Here is an 18,549-nt window from a genome sequence, read left to right as displayed (position 1 = left end):
TACTGATGAAAGCGACCGACTCACACATGAATCATCTCAATCGAAAATACTGCATCAGCGTCTGCCTGGGAATCGTTCTCCTGCTGAACCTGTCGTTACCCACACCTCAGACAGGTCAACCGACGGCATCTCTTCAGGCACAACCACCCGCGGTCAAAACAGGAGACTGGCCTTACTTTCTCGGTCCGGAACAGACAGGCATTTCAGCAGAGACCGGTCTGATCGACAGCTTCCCCCAGTCAGGACCTCCCCTGCTCTGGGAAAAACGAATCGGTACCGGCTACAGCGCCCCCTCCGTGCTGGGTAACCGCCTGGTCATTCACCATCGTCCTGACAAAGGTGAGGATGAGAAGAAAGAAGTCATCGAATGCCTGGCGGCAGATACCGGCAAGGAACTCTGGAAGTACGCCTACGACTCCGATTTCCGCGATCCCTATGGCTATAACAATGGTCCCCGCTGCTCTCCTCTGTTGACCGAACAGTACTGCTATACCTTCGGCGCACAGGGAAAACTATATTGCCTCAACATCAAAGACGGCACTCTGGTCTGGCATCGTGACTGCCTCAAGGAATTTGAGGTCCCCCCCGGATTCTTTGGTATCGGCGCCACTCCCATTCTGGAAGGAAACAAGCTCATCGTCATGGTCGGCGGCAAACCAGATTTCGGCATGGTCGCCTTTGATGCCAGGACGGGCAAAACACTCTGGCACAATGTCGGTGAGGACGTCTGGAATGGGACATCGACAGGCTGGGAAAGAATGCCGGTTTACAAATGGAGGGGTAACGAAAAACTCTCCAGCTACTCCTCTCCCATCGCGGTCACCATTCATGGCAAACGACACCTGCTCTGCCTGATGCGTCAGGGACTGGTCTCCCTCAATCCCGAAGATGGTTCGCTGAACTTCAAATACTGGTTCCGTTCCATGATTAACGACTCGGTCAATGCCGCCCGACCGGTGGTCATCGATGATAAAATCTTCCTCTCCGCCGCTTATCAGGTGGGGTCAGCTTTGCTGCAGGTAGAACCGAACGGCAAAAGCTATAAAGAGCTCTGGCGTGACCCAACTAACATGATGACCCACTGGTCAACGACCATTCATCACGACGGTTACCTGTATGGCTTCAGTGGTCGCCACGAACGAGAAGCGACAATGCGCTGTGTCCGTCTCTCAGACGGTAAAGTCGTGTGGGAAACCGATGGCGCTGCCCCCGTCATCGATAAAATCAAACGCAACACACTCACCGGTCAGTTCCTGTGGATCGATTCCGGGAAAACAGCTCCCTGGCCTCTCTATGGGCGCGGTTCTGCGATTCTGGCCGACAACAAATTCATCGTCCTGGGAGAAAGAGGCACTCTGGCGATTGTCAAAGTAGACCCCAAGGAATTCCACGAAGTCTGCCGCACATCATTTCCCCAGATCAATTATCCCGCCTGGGCAGCACCGGTACTCGCACATAAGAAGCTGTACCTCAGAAGCGAATCGCATCTGATCTGCCTGGACTTTTCAGAAAAGAAAAAGTAGTTGCTCAGACTGAGTTCTCGAACGAAACGATTTCAGTCTTCGTCAGATGTATCGGTTGGCATCGACACACTTTGGGTATCGGGCTGTCTGGCACTCTGATTCCAGTGCGGCCCGGTTAACGCATCGAGCAGTTCAGAATAACTGGGGCGGCTTTCGCCGTCGGTCAGTTTCAGACTGTCGGGCATGTTTTGCGGTTCGTCTCTGACGCGCTCGACATGCGCACCAAGTGAGATCAGCTTTTCCTCCAGACGTTCATAGCCGCGATCCAGATGATAAATCCGGCGAATGACCGTCTCCCCTTCAGCAGCCAGGCCGGCTAAAACCAGGGCGGCACTCGCACGCAAATCAGAAGCCATCACACAGGTACCACTCAAACGGGACACACCATTCAGAATGGCGCTGGCCGACTCTCTGCGGATATTCGCCCCCATGCGTGCCAGTTCCGAAGCATGCATGAATCGATCCGGGAAGACCTTGTCGGTGACGATACTGATGCCGGGCACGCTGGTCAGCAACGACATCAGCTGCGCCTGCACGTCTGTCGGAATTCCGGGATACGGAAGTGCGATACAGTCGACAGACCGGAGTGGCTGCGTCACCCGTACAGTGACCGCCTGTTTTTTTGACGGCTGATCCGGGTATTCCAGCTCAACCGTGACACCGATTTCTCGCAGCTTTTCAATCACAGCCGTAATATGATCGGGTCTGACCTGTTTTAAACAGACATCGCCTCCCGTAATCGCAGCGGCAATCATTAGCGTAGCCGCTTCAATGCGGTCCGGGATGACTTCATGTTTCACGCCGTTGAGTTGTTCAACACCTTCGATTGTCAGGAACGGTGTTCCCAGCCCTTCGATTTTTGCTCCCGCTGCATTCAGGAAGTTACCGACGTCAACCACCTCCGGCTCACAGGCCGCGGATTCGATGGTCGTTGTCCCTTTTGCCAGGGCAGCCGCAATCATCACATTGCAGGTCCCCGTAACCGTACTTCCAAAGGCACCACCCAGAAAGATATTCGCGCCGCGCAACCGATCGGCTCGCGCGATAACATAACCCCGGTCGACACGAATTTGCGCTCCCAGCGCGGAGAGCCCTTTCAGATGCAGATCAATCGGTCGGTCACCAATATTACAGCCGCCCGGCAGAGAGACACACGCCATGCGTCGCTTGGCCAGCAATGGCCCCAAAACACAGACACTGGCCCGCATGCGTCGCACCAGATCGTAATCGGCAATACAGGATGTTTCATCGACCGTCTTGAGACGCAATGCACCGTCAGGATCGCGGTTCACATCCATGCCGAGAGAACCCAGCACCTGCGACTGAGTTTTAACGTCGACCAGATCGGGAATGGAGCACAGAGTTGTCTCGCCTTCACAGGCCATCGCTGCTGCCATCAGTGGTAATGCCGAATTTTTCGCACCACTGACAGAAACGCTACCTGAAAGCCGCTCGCCTCCGCGAACGATAAACATATCCATCCCTGGATCTCCTCATGTAGATTAGACGTCGATTGACTGCTGCAGTATAGAAAATCCGTTTATTTTAAGATAGGCAGTTTTTGCCCAATTATGACCCGGGCCCGCCCCGCCAGATCCGATTTGACCCTCACATCCGTGTAGACACCAGTCGCCTTAAACAGAGACAGCAAATCAGTTTCCTGTTCTGGTGAGAACTCCAGCATCAGCAACCCATTGTCTTTCAGATAACCGCCCGCCTGTTGAATGATCTTACGATAAAAATCCAGACCATCTTTGCCGCCTGATAATGCCAGCCGGGGTTCATGCTGCCTGACATCTTTTTCCAGCTGCTCGATTTCCGCATCGGGAATGTAGGGCGGATTGCTCACGATAACATCGAACAATGTTCCAGATGTAATCTGTTCGAAACAGTCGCTGAGCAGAAAATCAACCTGATTCGACAAGTCATTGGATTCCGCATTTTTTTGAGCGATTGCCAGCGCCGGTTCACTGATATCGGTTGCCAGAAATTTCGCATTGGGACAATTCGCAGCAGCGGAAATAGCGATACAGCCACTCCCGGTACACAAATCCAGAATGAAAGGATTCGTGAGTTTCTGTGCCTCATCAACCAGTTCCATCACCAGCGTTTCCGTATCCGGTCGGGGCACCAGCACATTTTTATCGACATAAAAATCGAGGCCGAAAAATTCGCGATTCCCCACCAGGTAGGCCACCGGTTCGGAATTGGCCCGTCTCTGCACCAGTTGACGCATCATCGCGCGTTCCGATTCCGTGACGACATCTTCGTAATTTGTGTAGAGACGAATCCGCTCGCAGTTCCGTGCGTGAGCCAGCAGAACTTCGGTATCCAGTCGCGGGGAATCACTGCCGTGTTTCGCCAGATGGGCGGTCGTCCAGTCCAGAATCCGTCGGACGGTCCAGGCCTCTGATGCAGCCCCGGAGGTGCGATCCGATGATGGTGAGTTCTCATTCACGGCACGATCCATCGTAGTTACAGCTAACCGATAAACGGTAGACAGTCGAATTTATTTTTTTGAGCCGTCGCCCAGTAAACGCTCTTCCCGGTCAAACTGTAACAGGGCATTGACCAGTTCATCCAGGTCACCCTGCATAATCTGATCAATCTTATAAAGAGAAAGGTTGATGCGGTGGTCCGTCACACGACCTTGTGGAAAGTTATAGGTACGAATACGCTGGCTACGGTCTCCCGAGCCAATTAATGTCCGACGCTGGTCAGCCCGTTCTTCAGCCGCTTTCTGCTGCATCTGTTCCAGCACACGACTTCGCAGCACTCGCATGGCCTTCGCTTTGTTCTTATGCTGACTTTTTTCATCCTGGCACTGCACCACGGTGCCAGTCGGCAAGTGGGTGATTCGCACGGCGCTTTCCGTTTTATTCACCTTCTGACCCCCGGGACCACTCGCGTGGAAGGTATCGAGGCGAATTTCGTCCGGTTTGATTTCGACTTCCACCTCGCTCGCTTCGGGAAGCACGGCAACGGTAGCTGCACTCGTATGCACGCGGCCCTGTGTTTCCGTCTCAGGAACCCGCTGCACGCGGTGACCGCCACTCTCAAACTGCAAACGGTGATAGGCACCTTCACCGGCGATGGAAAACGTGACTTCTTTCATGCCCCCCAGTTCGGTGGCACTCATGTTCAACACTTCTGTTTTCCAGCCCTTTTGCGCTTCGACATAGTGCATATACATATCGAAGAGTTCGCGTGCAAACAGAGCCGCTTCATCACCGCCGGCACCAGCGCGAATTTCCATGATCAAACCGCCACGCGTGATCGAATCACCGGCGACGACCATATCTTCCAGCTCTTTGGTGTGCCTCTCGTGCTCTTCGCAGAGTTCGTCCAGTTCTTTCTGTGCGTATTCTCTGGCAGCAGGATCGGATTCCTCTTCCAGCATCTCCTTCGCGACTTCGATGTCTTCGGCGCGAGTATTAAACTCGCGGACTGCTAATGCAACCTTCGCCAGACCGCCGTACTCTCGCTGGATTTCAACCAGCTTGCTGGTATTAGCCAGAACTTCCGGATCCTGGAGTTCTTTTTCCAACTCCTCATATCGATCCAGTTTAACCTGCAGGGTGGGAAACTTCATTTACCCAAATCCACGAATAAGCCTGTCTGTAATATTCGGTTTATCAATTCACGTAATGTTGAATGATCTACCCAGACATAAAAATAGAAAAGTGACGACCATGCATTAAACGAGGCTCATACGGATCATCCGTAGAGCCTCTGTTTTAGACAATAATAAATTGTGCTATTCGTCTTCTTTGGTGTCGCCTTCTTCGCCTTTGCGTTTGTCCCAGTTGTATTTCTTCTGGAATTTTTCCACGCGGCCGGCGCTGTCAACAAACTTCATCTTACCGGTGTAGTAAGGATGAGATTTGGAACTGATTTCCACTGCCACCAATGGGTAAGTGTTTCCATCTTCCCATTCCACGGTTGTCTTAGAAGTGGCTGTTGACTGGATGAGGAATGAATCACCTGTTGAAGTATCCTTAAATACAACAGGATGATAATCGGGATGAATGTCTTTTTTCATTTTCTCAGCTTCTTTATTACCTGAAAACCTTAATCGATTTCACAGACTGTCTGCTGCCAGTCTTGTGGATCGGGACTCCGAAAGCACTTTTTGCCGTGTGCTGTCCCTGACTCTGCTATATAACCGATGCCAATCATCGAACTGTCTTGTCGGAATGATCTCTCAAACTGCCCTGTCTGAGTCTTCAGTTCCCTAAAATTAGAAAACAAAACAGTTTATAGAAATATCTGCTCTACGAAACATCACAGTTTACGTTCCTCTGCACGAATGAGCAAGCGCAAAGGCCTGTAGACACAAATCAACGCAACTCTTTCTATAGGTTTAACATACAGCTATTTCAGACACTCAGAATTCAAACAATTCGCGCAATTTTTCATATTTTCCTCACCTCAACTCTCATCTGCAGGCCTGCATTTGAAATCACCTTCAGATTTTCTGCCTCTTTCAGGACGCTCGTCTGCTCAGGAAGTCCACTTTTTAACGAGAGAAGGCAGGACTCTGTATCTGTTTTGAAAATCAAATGTTAAGTAACTTGGCCTGCCGCTGTCGACCGTTTAGAGTTAGATAAAAACAAGGGCTTTCGTCCCACTCACATATCAATTCGCTCAGGAACAACATTATGGATCACCCTTTAAACTGGAACAGTCAAAACCTGACACACGGCTGGCAGCGGGGAGTTACCGCATTTTACTACGGGCTGGGTTTTTCTGACGCGGATTTTAACAAGGCTCAGATTGGGATTGGTGTGCCGTTACTGGATGGCAACCTCTGTAATGTGCATGCATACGAACTGGCGAAAGAAATTGCAGAAGGTTGCAAATCGGCGGAAATGATTGGTCTCCCCTTTGGAGTTCCCGCCGTCAGTGACAACATCACCCAGGGACAGGAAGGAGGCAACGCCAGCCTCCCCTCTCGGAATATGATCGCAAACGCCGCAGAATGTGTCGTCAGTGCACACTCTTACGATGCCCTGATTGGTCTGCATAACTGTGACAAAAACGGCCCGGGCTTTGCGATGGCATTGGCGCGACTCAACTATCCAGGCCTGGTCGTCAGTGGAGGCAGTATCATGCCGGGCTGCCACAAAGGTCAGGACATTTCGATCCTGGATGTTTACGACTCTCAGGCGGCAGCGGCCGTCGGCGCGATGGAAGAAGAGGAAGCGGAGCAGATTCTGAAAACCGCCTGCCCGGGTCCGGGAGGCTGTGGGATTGCTGCTTCATTCAATACCTGGGGAATCGCGCTCGAAGCCATCGGGCTGATGCTTCCATTCAGCAGTTCGACGCCTGCCATCGATAGCGCGAAAAAAACGGAATGCCTCAACGTCGCTTCCGCCGTGCGGAACCTGCTGCAGAAAAATATCCGGCCGCGCGATATCCTGACCCGCAAAGCCTTTGAAAATGCCGCCGCCACCATCGCAGCCATCGGCGGCTCCACAAACGGCATCCTCCATCTGCTTGCCCTGGCGCGCGAAGCGGGAGTCGAATTCCATCTGCAGGACATTCAGGAAATCCTCAAAAAAACACCCGTGTATTGCAGTTTTGCACCACGCGGCAAAAAAACCATGGTCGATCTGCACTACCTGGGTGGCACTCCGGTCCTCATGAAACATCTGCTCAAAGCAGGTATCATTGATGGCAGTTGTCTGACAGTGACAGGTAAAACACTCGCTGAAAATCTGGCAGACGTCGGCGATGTTCCCGCAGACCAGGAACTGATCGCCCCACTGGATCAACCTTATAAAGCTTACGCCGACATGCAGATCTGTTTCGGTAATCTCGCTCCGGGAGGCATTGTCTTCAAAGTGTCCAGCATGCAGGAATCGCACTTCACAGGAACCGCCTGCTGTTTTGATGAAGCGAAAGCAGTCGTCGATGCTGTCGAAGCCGGTAAGATCAAGCCCGGCAGTGTTATCGTATTACGAAATCTCGGTCCGGTTGCATCCGGTATGCCTGAGGTACTTGTCGCGACAGCCGCTCTGACGGTACCGGAACTGGATGGTAAAGTCGCGTTCATCTCAGACACACGTGTCTCCGGCGTTTCACACGGTGCCATCGGCGTGCACTGTTCACCCGAAGCAGCCGTGGGCGGCCCGATTGGCCTGGTTCAGGATGGAGACCAGATCTCGTTCGATCTGCTCAAAGGAGAAATCAGTTTCGCTGTCTCCGATCAGGAATTACAGCAACGTCGAGACAATCACCAGCTCAAACCCGTCATGCATTCGCGCGGCTACCTCGCTGATTTTTCAGCAACGACTGCACAGGCCCATCATGGCTGTGTGAGCAAAGCCCTGCTGCCGGATTGCGAATAAACCCGGAACCCCCAAATCAATACAAGGGAACCAGAACTATGTCAGCCCCCGAATCCTTTCCAGAGGATCTTTACCAGACGTTAGCAGACTTTGATCAATCCCATCTACTGACCTGGTGGAATGACCTGAGCGAACAGGCTCAATCAGAACTCGTAACGCAGATACAGCACATCAACTTCGCACAGATCCAGCGGCTGTACGCTCCTGGTGCAACGAATCAGAAAACAGAATCGCCGGCACAAAAGGCAGAACGCGCCACCCGTCCTGCAACAGTGGTTCGACTGGAAGATCGTAGTTCGTCTCCCGCTGAATCGGAAGAGGCGACAAAACAGGGCCAGAAACTTCTGGAAGCAGGTCGAGTCGGCGCCATCCTCGTGGCAGGCGGTCAGGGTTCGCGTCTGGGCTTCAGTCATCCCAAAGGCATGTATCCTATCGGGCCTGTCAAACAAACTTCCCTGTTTCAGATTCTGGTGGAACAGTTACGGGCCCGCGCACGTCAGGCGGGCCAGCCGATCTTCTATTTCATTATGACCAGCGATGCCACCCACGATGAAACCGTCGAATATTTTCAGCAGCATCAGAATTTCGGTCTGGCAGAAGACGAACTCTATTTCTTTAAACAGGGAACCATGCCGGCCGTCGATGCGGAATCGGGTCTGGTTCTGCTGGCAGAAAAACACCGCATTGCCGTCAGTCCCGATGGACATGGAGGCATGCTCGCCGCCCTCAAGAACAATGGCATGTTTGATGTGATGCGGGAGAAAGGGATCGACACTCTCTATTATCACCAGGTCGACAATCCGACTGCCATCGTCTGTGATCCCGAGTTTCTGGGCTACCATCAAAAAGCAAACGCAGAAGTCTCCGTCAAAGTAGTCTCGAAACGTTCGCCCGATGAAAAAATGGGAATCGTCTGTGATGTGGACGAGAAAACTCAGATCATCGAATACAGTGATCTGCCGCACCATATCGCCGAACAGACGGACGAGGAAGGCAAGCTGCTGCACTGGGCAGGCAGTACGGCGATTCACATTTTCAACCGGGATTTCCTGGAACAGATCGCCAATGATGATGATCGCCTCCCCTTCCATCAGGCGAATAAAAAAGTCCCGTATATCGATGGATCAAGTAAGCAGGTTGAACCCGAAAAACCCAACGCCATTAAGTTCGAACGGTTCATCTTTGATGTCCTGCCGGAAGCGGAGACGGTTCTGGTCTATGAAATCGATCGACAACGGGAATTCAATCCCGTTAAAAACGCGGAAGGCCAGGATTCGCCCCAGACGGCTCATGAAGCCCTCAATCGCATCTTTTCCGGCTGGCTGACATCGTGTGGTGTTACACTCCCTGCTGATGCAACGGTTGAGATCAGTCCCTTATACGCAGTCGATGAAACAGAATTAAAACAGAAAATCTCAGCCGATGCGGAATTTACTTCTCCCGTGTATCTGGGAGAATAGAATTCCCTGGTTGAGCAGTCAGTATCAACTCCCGCTTTGATTCAAGAGAACCAAACTTCCCTTTCGGAGAAACAGGCTTCATGCTTCACACAGTTGTCATGGCAGGTGGCAGCGGAACACGCTTCTGGCCTCAAAGCCGCAAAGCAATTCCCAAACAGCTGCTGAAACTCGTGGGCCAGCAGACCATGATCCAGGAGACGGTGTCTCGCTGTCGCGAACTTTCAGATCCGCAACGTATCTGGATTGCCACCAACGGCACTTTGTCGCCTGAAGTCAAACTCCAGCTGCCTCAACTGAACTCGGAACACATTCTGGTCGAACCAGTACCGCGTAATACCGCTCCCTGTATTGGACTGGCAGCGATTCACCTGTTATACGTTGATCCCGAAGCCACTATGCTGGTGGTCTCATCCGATCATGTGATCCAGCCGGAATCAGGGTTTGTGAAAACGATCAGACAGGCGGAAGCACTGATTGAAGCCGAACCGGAAACACTCGCCTTGATCGGAGTACCACCGACTTACCCTGCGACTGGTTACGGCTATATTCAGACAGGCCCCCCCTTCGCTGCCAGTCTGAGCGGACTGAAAGTTGAAGAGTTCAAGGAAAAACCAGATCCAGAAACAGCGCAGCAGTATTGTGACAGCGGCGACTATCTCTGGAACTGCGGAATTTTTGCCTGGAAAGCCGATCGAATTCTGATGGCTTTGAAAAAACGGGAACCGGAAATGTACGCTGCCTTGAACAGGATCAGTGCAGTCATCGGAACGCCCGACTACGAAACGGTTCTCGCAGAACAATTCGCTGCTATGAAATCCATTTCAATCGACTATGCGGTTCTCGAGCATTCGAAAGGATTACTGGCGGTGGTACCCGCTGAGTTCGAATGGGACGATGTCGGTAACTGGAATACACTGCAGAAATATTTTCCTACCGATGCGAATGGCAATACGATTCTAGGGCCACATTGCGGCCTGGAAACATCCAACAGTATTATCCGTACGACAGACGACCATCTGATCGCCACGTTTGGGGTAGAGAACTGCCTGATCGTGCACACTCCCGATGCGACATTGATTGCTCCCAAAGACGATGAATCCGCCATCAAAAAACTGGTCACTCTGATCGAGGAGCGCGGCTATGAGCAGTACCTCTGAAACGGGGCAACCCTTTGAAGCAGAGTTCCCCACTGAGGGACGGCTGCTGGGACTCGATTACGGCACGAAGCGGGTCGGCATTGCGATTTCTACTTTTGAACAGAATATCGCCAGCCCACTCGACAACTATAACCGCCAGAGCCTGCAGCAGGACCAGAAGCATCTCGAAAAAATCATTACAGAGTATCAATGCAAAGGGCTGGTTGTCGGACTCCCCGTACACATGAGTGGCGATGAAGGACAGAAAGCAAAAGAGGCCCGCAAATTCGGTAACTGGGTCAGCCAGTTCGCAGAAATTCCCGTCTGCTACTGGGATGAACGCTACTCTTCGGCAACGGCAGAAGAATTTCTGGCCAACATGAATATCAGTCGCAACAAACGGAAGGCTTATCTGGACAAGCTGGCAGCCCAGATCATTCTGCAGGCTTTTCTGGACAGTCCAAACCGTAATCAGATTCCCGAATCTTTTTGAACCGTTTTTGTTCCTGATGCGGTATAATGAGATTGCCCGCAAATACAAACGAACTTTGATTTTACAGACTCCATCATTTCGAACCCAACCTAATGACACAGACGCCTCTGGATCGTGAAGAATACATCGAACAGACTTACTTCTTTCGCAACTACCGCGAAAGGCTGGAAGATGCGATCCCTTCACAGGTTGTCCTGGCTACAATCTATGAAGAAATTCTGGCCACGACCAAACTCCCGATGGCGATCGACTTCCTGAAAGGTGAGTTAATGCTGACCGGTCGGATCTCTGACGGAATGCAGAAGCTCTCGCATTATTTCACCCCATTCCAGACTTACATCATGAAAAATGCGGAAGATGATAAGTCGAAATTCGACCAGAAAATCGCGCTCAAGATTCTGGAGCGTGAATCAAAATATCGTACTGAAAATCCCAGCAGCGCGGGGCTGTTCATTTTCCAGTTCGAATGCATTTCGCGTAACCGGCTGGGATATCATCATGGACTCGAAGCGATCTCTCGCGATACTCAATATAACGCCGACTGGTCAGAATGGATCCGTAAGCTCAAACAGCAGTTGGGATCGGTTGATTTCGCAGACCTGATCTACCTGCGTTCTCAACATTTTGTTGACGAACAGCGTAGACGTCCGGGAAATGCTGATTTCGAGCCTCGCTATCCAGTTTTATTCAGTAGCCAGGACGGGCGTATTGCCAAAGCCAACCACGATCGTGATCCTCTATACATGTTCGGGGCCCTGCAACGACAGTTGGGCTATCCGGAAGTCCCGAGAAATCTGCCGCAAACGGGTAAATCGGTGTTCCACCCTGCTCTGGAAGCCCGATTACATAAGATTGAAGCGCGGCTCCAGTTAATTGACGCGGAACTGAAAGGAAATATCGATTTGAACCAGTTTATGGTGAAAGACCTGAAACTGGATGACCTCGACCCAAAATAGTGTTCAAGCGAACCCTATCCAGGCGATTTCCGAAAATCAGACTTGTCAATCCTGCTGCCAATTCCCTAACATGTATATAGTAAATGCCTGAACTCAAACGGGCATTGAATCATCCAGCCTTCTCATCCAGAAAAGTCTGCTGATTCATCAAAAGTTAACCTGTTGTCTTTGTTTTATTCAAATGTAGGAGGTAACATCCCCCCAGTTAAACGTTGTGTTCCCACCTTACTATTGAGATGAAACGCCTTATTTCCCCCCCCCGACCTACACCCACCTTAAGTAGGAACGACAGAAAGGCTCAAATAATGTCTACATTAACTATCGAAGCGCACGAATCGCGCTCTAACGATCCTTCTACACACTCTCTCGAATCATTTACACAATCCGCCATTAAATGCCTGTCCTGGACTCTGGGCACGATCCTGTTTGGCCTGGCAATGGTTGACTTTTATGCTCAGACCTATGCCCATGAGACTGAACTTGCTTTACAGCATGCTCAGACAAAAATGCTTGAGCTGAATAGAGACTTGCGAATGTCCGAAATAAACGAATACATCGCTGGCACCCCCAGTGTTGTGACGCGACCCGCTGACAACCATACCCAGATGTGTAAAAAAATGAAGCAGTACACCTGGAACGGTTTCTTCAAAGACTACTCGATTAGCGTGTACGTCGGTCTGGGAGAAGACCCCTCGATTGACTTTGTCCATGGACCGGGAGAGATGATTAAAGACTTACCGACACATACACTGGGGAAAGCCCTGTAACGGTTCGTCTTGCGACAGATTCTCTCTCCACTGGTTGAACATCAGCCTTGAGCAGACTATAACGTCTACTCAAGGCTTTTTTTATATTTGAAGCAAGACTCAAAAGCAGAATACGCAGATCAGTAAGAAAGAACGATGGAAACGATCAAAGGTCATCTCTACGACTACCCTAAATACTACGACCTCATTTTTGGTGATGACTGGAAAGCCGAGTTCGACTTTCTGCAAAACTGCTTCGAGAAGCATGCTGGTAGAAAAGTAAAAAAACTGTTTGAACCAGCCTGTGGAACCGGCCGCCTGCTGATCAAACTGGCCCAGGCGGGCTACCAGGTCTCGGGTAATGATCTCAATCAGCACGCGATCAAGTACTGCAACGACCGTCTCGAACGCTCAGGTTTCCCCCGTTCAGCCGTCCTGGGAGACATGTCGGATTTCAAACTGAAAAAACCGGTTGATGCCGCATTCAATACCATCAACAGCTTTCGTCATCTGCCTTCTGAAACTGCTGCAGAAAACCATCTGAAATGTGTCGCAGATGCACTCGCGCCCGGCGGGTTGTATATTCTGGGCCTGCACCTGACTCCTACAGTGGGTGAGCCGATGAAGAGTGAAAGCTGGTCCGCCAGGCGGGGCAACCTGCAGATCAACTCACACATGCAATCGATCTGGACCGATCTTAAAAAACGCAACGAACATCTGGAAATGACGTTTGACGTTTACACGCCGTCCCGTCAGTTCCAGCTGTTTGACACGATGGACTACCGGACTTACACGGCGCCGCAGTTCAAAGCACTGCTGAAGAAAGTTCCCGAATTTGAAGTCGTTGAGCTATACGACTTCATGTACGAAATGGACTTTACCATCGAACTCGATGCGCAAACGGAAGATGTGGTCTTCATACTTCGCAAGAAGTAATCGGAACAAATCCACTTAACTCTCAGTACGCGATTCGACGGTTGGCAGCACACGGGTACCAATGTTTTCGCCGGCCACTGCTTTTTCGATGTTCCCGGTTTTGCGGAAATTGAAAACCAGGATCGGAATTCCGTGTTCCATACAGTGATGCAGCGCCTGGGCATCCATGACCTGCAGATTCTTATGCAGAACGTCCTGGTAGCTGATTTCTGAGAAACGGACCGCGTGCGGGTTCTTCTCAGGATCATCGGAATAGATGCCGTCAACCTTGGTTGCCTTGAGCAGGATATCCGCATCAATTTCACGCGATCGCAAAGCAGCTGCGGTGTCGGTCGTCACAAACGGGCTCCCGGTTCCCGCGGCCAGAATCACAACACGCCCTTTTTCCAGATGACGAATGCAACGTCGACGGATGAAGGGCTCTGCCACCCCTTCCATGCGGATAGCCGTCTGCAGACGGGTTGCCACGCCTGCGTTCTCCAGAGCATCCTGTAACGCCAGGCCATTGATGACCGTCGCCAGCATCCCCATATAATGGGCGGTCGCCGGATTGATGGAACCACTGGAAGAAGAGAACTGCTTACCGCGCAGAATATTGCCACCACCACAGACGATGGCCAGTTGAACTCCTGAATCGACGAGTCGCTTGATCTGAGCGGAAATCGACTCCAGCTCAGACATGCTGATGCCACCTTCTCCGTCGCGGCAGAAGACTTCGCCACTTAATTTCAGTAAAACACGCTCATAAGCAGGCTGAAGCAAAGGGGCAGGAGAATCGGTCATCCGTGGTATCCTCAATAGTCGGTCAGAAGTTGGTTTTAAAAGCGCACTCAAAGTCAATATAGAAAAAAACGCACGCGCACTTTATCAGTACGCATGCGTCACAGTTTGCAAATACTTAACCGCCAATTGCACAACGGGTAAACGAAACTGCTTCCAGGCCTTTTTCGGCCAAAGCCTGGCTGACAGTTTTGGAATCATCAACCGCATAAGGCTGGTAATTCAAAACACCCTGTTCCACAAAGAAGGTTTTCATGCGGCCATCTACAATTTTCTCAATAATGTTATCTGGCTTGCCTGTTGCTTTGGCTTCCGCAACCAGACGGTCGCGTTCTTCCTGAACAACGGCAGGGTCCAGATCTGATTCATTCACGGCAACTGGTTTCAGAGCAGCGATATGCATTGCCACGCCGCGAAGCAGCTCGGCATCTGCCTTTTCACCTTTTGCCTGCAGCAGAACGCCGGTTTTGCCATCGTGGTGCACATAGCTTCCTGTGGGTCCCTGTGACCGGGCAATTCGGGTAACGACGATTTTTTCACGGATCTTGTTCAACATGTCCATGAAGTCGTCATTCAGAGTTTTTCCGGCTGTTTTTTCAGAAGGCAGTGCCAGCAGACCTTCAACCGTATCGACTTCCGGATGAGCAATCAGCTGTGTGGCACAGGCGTTGGAAAAGTTCACCAGATCTTCGCCACTGGCAACAGGAGCGGACTCACAGGCAATTTCCAGCATGACTGTTTCTGAACCATCTTCGTTGGACAGAACAGTAATTCGACCTTCTGAAGTCTCATTATCACTCCGCTTCAACTGGATCTTACCAGCTTCTTCCCGCAGAATTTCAATTGCCTTTTCCTGATCGCCGTCTGCTTCCTGCAATGCTTTTTTACAGGCCATCATGGGCAGGTCGGTAATTTCACGTAATGCTTTCACGGCTGCTGCTGTGATTTCAGCCATCTCAGTAATCTCCTTCGGAAGCAACTGCTTCATCAGTTGCTTTCATTTGATATTCCGATTTGTTTGTGTTTTGAAGCGACTCCGCTGACTGGCTCAATCACCAGTCAGCCGGAGACACTTATTGCCATCTCAATTTGCCATGTATCTCTTACAGTGAAGGGACGGGCTTGAATTCTTCTTCAGCACCCGCATCACCACTATCATCTTTTTTATTGCTGTCAGGCAGTTTGCCTTTGCCTTCCATGATGGAAGCAGCCAGCTGGTTCATCACCAGGCGAATAGAACGAATGCTGTCATCATTGCCGGGGATCGGGAGATCGACTTCATCAGGATCAGAGTCCGTATCAATCAGACCAACCACTTTGATTCCCAGAATGTGTGCTTCGTGAACCGCATTCTTTTCCTTGGTCGGGTCAACCACAACCAGTGCTTCGGGCAGACGGTTCATGGTCCGGATGCCGTTCAGGTTACGGAAGACTTTTCGCTTTTCACGCAGCAGTGTGGACTGCATCTTCTTGGAGTAAGAATGGATTTCACCGGTTTCATCGAATGATTCCAGCTCTTCCAGGCGTTTCAGACGGTTACGAACGGTTCGGAAGTTAGTTAACGCACCACCCAGCCAGCGTTCTGTCACATAAGGCATGCCACAGGCGATTGCTGCGTCGCGGATCGGGCCTTGAGCCTGTTTTTTGGTTCCGACGAATAGGATCAAACTTCCCTGTGAGGCGACCCGTTCCAGATAACGTTTTCCACGAATAATTCCGCGGACAGTCTCTTTCAGGTCGATAATATGAATCTGGTTGCGACGACCGTAAATGTAGGGTCGCATTTTGGGGTTCCAGCGGCTGGTTTTGTGACCGTAGTGAACACCCGCTTCAAGAATATCCTTGACTACCAGTTCCGACATCTTCATCTCCTCTGTTGTTAATGGGCACATGACCTGCCAGGGGTCACGTTCTTAAAGAATTACAATCAATAGACTTATCTACTGAAGGCGACAAACAGCTTTTACAAAAACTCTTTGCGCAATTTGAGCTGTGAACACTGCAAAGTGCGGCTGGGTGGATAGTATCTGAGTTATTTGCGCCCGTCAAACCTTGCGACCGTTAATTCAGGGAATTGGATCGAATTTGAAGCCTCTCAGATCCAATTTGGGGTCATCCTGTGATGCCGGAATGGATATACTCAAACATTGCGATTTGATCGTAAGAATGAACTCTGGCAGACGAATGACAGACTAAAACATCACCTGGCTCTAAATTAAATCACCCTATGTCCACTACGCTTCACAAATTTTCGAATACGATTCACCAGCTGCGAAACCATCTGCAGGCGCTGGAAGCAGAGTCCGGCCAGCTGGAAATCCCCCGGCTCAGCGGCCGGGAATGGTTTGATATCCTGGAACGCAAGCTGATTCCCCAGCTGACCAACCAGATGTATCTGGTGGTCGCTGTCGTCGGCGGAACCAATATCGGCAAGAGTGTCATTTTCAATCATCTGGTTGATCAGCAGACCAGTGCCATCAGCCCGCTTGCCTCCCAGACACGCCATCCGGTCTGTCTGGTGCCTAAACACTTTGAACAACAGCATGATTTGCGAGAAGTCTTCCAGGGATTTCAACTCATCCCCTGGTCATCGGCAGAAGATCCTCTCCGTCAGGATGAGGAGCACCTGCTGTTCTGGAAGAACTGTGATACCCTGGCTTCGAACCTGCTCGTGCTGGACACCCCCGATATCGACAGCGATGCTGAGGTCAACTGGGAGCGAGCCGAACGGATCAGGCAATGTGCGGACGTGCTGGTCACCGTGCTCACCCAGCAGAAATATAATGACGCCGCGGTCAAGAAGTTCTTTCGAGAAGCGGCCCGGGAAGACAAGGTTATCATCACCGTTTTCAATCAATGTCAGTTACCTGACGATGAAGCGTACTGGCCTTTGTGGTTGAACACTTTCTGCCAGGAGACCGGGGCGCACCCGGAACTGGTCTTTATCGCGCCGAACGATCGACGTGCCGCGACCAGCCTGGAACTCCCCTTTTATCCGCGTCAATTTGAACCAGGTTCAGCGGATGCCTCTGCTGAGAGCAACGCTGATACTCCCCCGACAGACACACCTGTGAACCTGATGCAGGTTCTGTCACAACTGCAGTTCGGGGAGATCAAAGTTCAGACGCTACGGGGGGCGTTGAAATATCTTATTCAGCAGGATGCGGGGGTCCCCTCTTATCTGCGTGAAATCAAAGTGCGCAGTCAGGAGTTTCGTTCTGCTGCAGAATTACTTTCGGAACACGAATTGGCCGAGATCGAAAACTGGCCGTTGGTTCCCAATTCTGTGATCGTCGCTGCCGTCCGTAAATGGTGGCAGGAACAGCGGGAAGGCTGGTCCGCTCACGTGCACGGCTTCTACAACACACTCGGCAAAGGGGTCCTCTGGCCCGTTCGCTACCTGCATTCACTAACAACCGAAGAAAAACGACCTCCGATGGAAGTCTACCGCGACCAGGAATGGTCGGTGGTGCTACAGACAGTGGAAGGGATCTACGACCGCCTGACGCTCGTCAGTGAACTGGGTAACGAACTGCTGACCAGTCGATTAAAAAGCCTGTTAAACGGAACCTCGCGCGAGGCACTTCTGAAGACGCTGCATGCAGAGCATTCCGAGTTCGACTTCACCACGCAGTTCGAAAGTCTGGTCGATAAAGAGATGACCAGCTTCAAATCGGAAAGCCCGCAATACTATGCGTTAATTAAACAGATCGACAGGGCCGCCGCAGTCGGTCGACCGGTACTCAGTGTCGGATTATTTTTTGTCGGCTTTGGCGCTGTCGGCGATGTCGGAACGCAAATCGTCACCGACACCATGATTCAGTCCGTCGTCAATGTCGCCGGTGATGTTGCCGGAGGCGCTGCCGCCACGACGGTCGGAGAAACCGCCGTCAGCAGTTCCGCAGCTTCGGGCATGGGATATCTCGAAGCAAAAATCAGACGATTCCACGCGGTCTTTGCCCAGAAACGGACCGAGTGGCTGGCGAACGCCATTCGCACTCATTTACTCAAGACACTGCCGGAAGAGTTGAAGTCTGCAGTCGCTCTGCCAGACTCCGAACATTATCATGCAGTTCAACAGACCGCCAACGAACTGGAACAACAGCTGAATCAACTGCAGATCACGCTTGAAACCTCTCTGGAGCCTGAAAACAAAGACTGAAATC

General features: G+C 51.3%; 16 protein-coding genes. 9 read left to right on the top strand and 7 right to left on the bottom strand.

What is annotated here, in order from left to right; genetic code table 11:
* Positions 1-5 precede the first annotated feature (5 nt).
* Complete coding sequence (locus ACN0YN_RS00475; protein ID WP_417383005.1) at positions 6-1,523, top strand: PQQ-binding-like beta-propeller repeat protein; 1,518 nt, start codon at positions 6-8, stop codon at positions 1,521-1,523.
* 32 nt (positions 1,524-1,555) lie between these two features.
* On the opposite strand, the gene murA is transcribed toward ACN0YN_RS00475, so the two are convergent.
* From murA to ACN0YN_RS00455, 4 genes are all read right to left on the bottom strand, one after another.
* Entirely contained in the window at positions 1,556-3,004 is a 1,449-nt protein-coding gene (murA, locus tag ACN0YN_RS00470; RefSeq protein ID WP_417383004.1) for a UDP-N-acetylglucosamine 1-carboxyvinyltransferase, read from the bottom strand.
* Between the two features lie 59 nt (positions 3,005-3,063).
* Complete coding sequence (prmC, locus tag ACN0YN_RS00465; RefSeq protein ID WP_417383003.1) at positions 3,064-3,981, bottom strand: peptide chain release factor N(5)-glutamine methyltransferase; 918 nt, start codon at positions 3,979-3,981, stop codon at positions 3,064-3,066.
* A gap of 51 nt (positions 3,982-4,032) precedes the next feature.
* The gene (gene prfA, locus ACN0YN_RS00460; RefSeq protein ID WP_417383002.1) at positions 4,033-5,115 is read right to left on the bottom strand and encodes a peptide chain release factor 1; all 1,083 of its coding nucleotides are present in this window, start codon (positions 5,113-5,115) and stop codon (positions 4,033-4,035) included.
* A 165-nt stretch (positions 5,116-5,280) separates the two neighbouring features.
* Entirely contained in the window at positions 5,281-5,565 is a 285-nt protein-coding gene (locus ACN0YN_RS00455; RefSeq protein WP_417383001.1) for a type B 50S ribosomal protein L31, read from the bottom strand.
* A 619-nt stretch (positions 5,566-6,184) separates the two neighbouring features.
* On the opposite strand from ACN0YN_RS00455, the gene ACN0YN_RS00450 reads away from it, so the two are divergent.
* The 7 genes from ACN0YN_RS00450 to ACN0YN_RS00420 all read left to right on the top strand — a co-directional run bounded on the left by ACN0YN_RS00450 (position 6,185) and on the right by ACN0YN_RS00420 (position 13,603).
* Positions 6,185-7,876 (top strand): dihydroxy-acid dehydratase, encoded by a 1,692-nt coding sequence (locus ACN0YN_RS00450; RefSeq protein WP_417383000.1) that lies wholly within the window; start codon positions 6,185-6,187, stop codon positions 7,874-7,876.
* 38 nt (positions 7,877-7,914) lie between these two features.
* Positions 7,915-9,336 carry a UTP--glucose-1-phosphate uridylyltransferase gene (locus tag ACN0YN_RS00445; RefSeq protein WP_417382999.1) on the top strand — a complete coding sequence of 474 codons (1,422 nt, stop codon included), beginning with the start codon at positions 7,915-7,917 and terminating at the stop codon, positions 9,334-9,336.
* An 80-nt stretch (positions 9,337-9,416) separates the two neighbouring features.
* Complete coding sequence (locus ACN0YN_RS00440) at positions 9,417-10,493, top strand: mannose-1-phosphate guanylyltransferase (protein WP_417382997.1); 1,077 nt, start codon at positions 9,417-9,419, stop codon at positions 10,491-10,493.
* Entirely contained in the window at positions 10,477-10,965 is a 489-nt protein-coding gene (ruvX, locus tag ACN0YN_RS00435) for a Holliday junction resolvase RuvX (protein ID WP_417382996.1), read from the top strand. Before ACN0YN_RS00440 ends, ruvX begins: the two co-directional genes overlap by 17 nt.
* 92 nt (positions 10,966-11,057) lie before the next feature.
* Positions 11,058-11,921 carry a hypothetical protein gene (locus ACN0YN_RS00430; protein WP_417382995.1) on the top strand — a complete coding sequence of 288 codons (864 nt, stop codon included), beginning with the start codon at positions 11,058-11,060 and terminating at the stop codon, positions 11,919-11,921.
* Between the two features lie 305 nt (positions 11,922-12,226).
* A complete protein-coding gene (locus tag ACN0YN_RS00425; RefSeq protein ID WP_417382994.1) occupies positions 12,227-12,688 on the top strand; it encodes a hypothetical protein in 462 nt (153 codons plus the stop codon).
* Between the two features lie 135 nt (positions 12,689-12,823).
* Positions 12,824-13,603 carry a class I SAM-dependent methyltransferase gene (locus ACN0YN_RS00420; RefSeq protein ID WP_417382993.1) on the top strand — a complete coding sequence of 260 codons (780 nt, stop codon included), beginning with the start codon at positions 12,824-12,826 and terminating at the stop codon, positions 13,601-13,603.
* Positions 13,604-13,618: 15 nt separating this feature from the next.
* Here the strand turns inward: ACN0YN_RS00420 and pyrH are convergent, their stop codons facing one another.
* The 3 genes from pyrH to rpsB form a co-directional block, all read right to left on the bottom strand.
* The gene (gene pyrH / locus ACN0YN_RS00415) at positions 13,619-14,386 is read right to left on the bottom strand and encodes a UMP kinase (protein ID WP_417382992.1); all 768 of its coding nucleotides are present in this window, start codon (positions 14,384-14,386) and stop codon (positions 13,619-13,621) included.
* Positions 14,387-14,501: 115 nt separating this feature from the next.
* Positions 14,502-15,338: a translation elongation factor Ts gene (gene tsf / locus ACN0YN_RS00410; RefSeq protein ID WP_417382991.1), complete on the bottom strand. Its 837-nt coding sequence runs from the start codon at positions 15,336-15,338 to the stop codon at positions 14,502-14,504.
* A 148-nt stretch (positions 15,339-15,486) separates the two neighbouring features.
* Complete coding sequence (gene rpsB / locus ACN0YN_RS00405; RefSeq protein WP_417382990.1) at positions 15,487-16,245, bottom strand: 30S ribosomal protein S2; 759 nt, start codon at positions 16,243-16,245, stop codon at positions 15,487-15,489.
* Positions 16,246-16,610: 365 nt separating this feature from the next.
* On the opposite strand from rpsB, the gene ACN0YN_RS00400 reads away from it, so the two are divergent.
* Positions 16,611-18,545 (top strand): GTPase, encoded by a 1,935-nt coding sequence (locus ACN0YN_RS00400; protein WP_417382989.1) that lies wholly within the window; start codon positions 16,611-16,613, stop codon positions 18,543-18,545.
* The last annotated feature ends 4 nt before the right edge of the window (positions 18,546-18,549 follow it).

It is taken from the genome of Gimesia sp., assembly GCF_048260065.1.
GTDB lineage: Bacteria > Planctomycetota > Planctomycetia > Planctomycetales > Planctomycetaceae > Gimesia.
This window is presented reverse-complemented; position numbering and strand designations above follow the sequence as displayed.

Coding starts and splice junctions, on each gene's coding strand:
- ACN0YN_RS00420 (WP_417382993.1), top strand. CDS start 12,824: ATGGAAACGATCAAAGGTCATCTCTACGACTACCCTAAATACTACGAC.
- pyrH (WP_417382992.1), bottom strand. CDS start 14,386: ATGACCGATTCTCCTGCCCCTTTGCTTCAGCCTGCTTATGAGCGTGTT.
- ACN0YN_RS00440 (WP_417382997.1), top strand. CDS start 9,417: ATGCTTCACACAGTTGTCATGGCAGGTGGCAGCGGAACACGCTTCTGG.
- prfA (WP_417383002.1), bottom strand. CDS start 5,115: ATGAAGTTTCCCACCCTGCAGGTTAAACTGGATCGATATGAGGAGTTG.
- murA (WP_417383004.1), bottom strand. CDS start 3,004: ATGGATATGTTTATCGTTCGCGGAGGCGAGCGGCTTTCAGGTAGCGTT.
- tsf (WP_417382991.1), bottom strand. CDS start 15,338: ATGGCTGAAATCACAGCAGCAGCCGTGAAAGCATTACGTGAAATTACC.
- ACN0YN_RS00475 (WP_417383005.1), top strand. CDS start 6: ATGAAAGCGACCGACTCACACATGAATCATCTCAATCGAAAATACTGC.
- ACN0YN_RS00455 (WP_417383001.1), bottom strand. CDS start 5,565: ATGAAAAAAGACATTCATCCCGATTATCATCCTGTTGTATTTAAGGAT.
- ACN0YN_RS00425 (WP_417382994.1), top strand. CDS start 12,227: ATGTCTACATTAACTATCGAAGCGCACGAATCGCGCTCTAACGATCCT.
- ACN0YN_RS00430 (WP_417382995.1), top strand. CDS start 11,058: ATGACACAGACGCCTCTGGATCGTGAAGAATACATCGAACAGACTTAC.
- ACN0YN_RS00445 (WP_417382999.1), top strand. CDS start 7,915: ATGTCAGCCCCCGAATCCTTTCCAGAGGATCTTTACCAGACGTTAGCA.
- ACN0YN_RS00400 (WP_417382989.1), top strand. CDS start 16,611: ATGTCCACTACGCTTCACAAATTTTCGAATACGATTCACCAGCTGCGA.
- ACN0YN_RS00450 (WP_417383000.1), top strand. CDS start 6,185: ATGGATCACCCTTTAAACTGGAACAGTCAAAACCTGACACACGGCTGG.
- rpsB (WP_417382990.1), bottom strand. CDS start 16,245: ATGTCGGAACTGGTAGTCAAGGATATTCTTGAAGCGGGTGTTCACTAC.
- ruvX (WP_417382996.1), top strand. CDS start 10,477: ATGAGCAGTACCTCTGAAACGGGGCAACCCTTTGAAGCAGAGTTCCCC.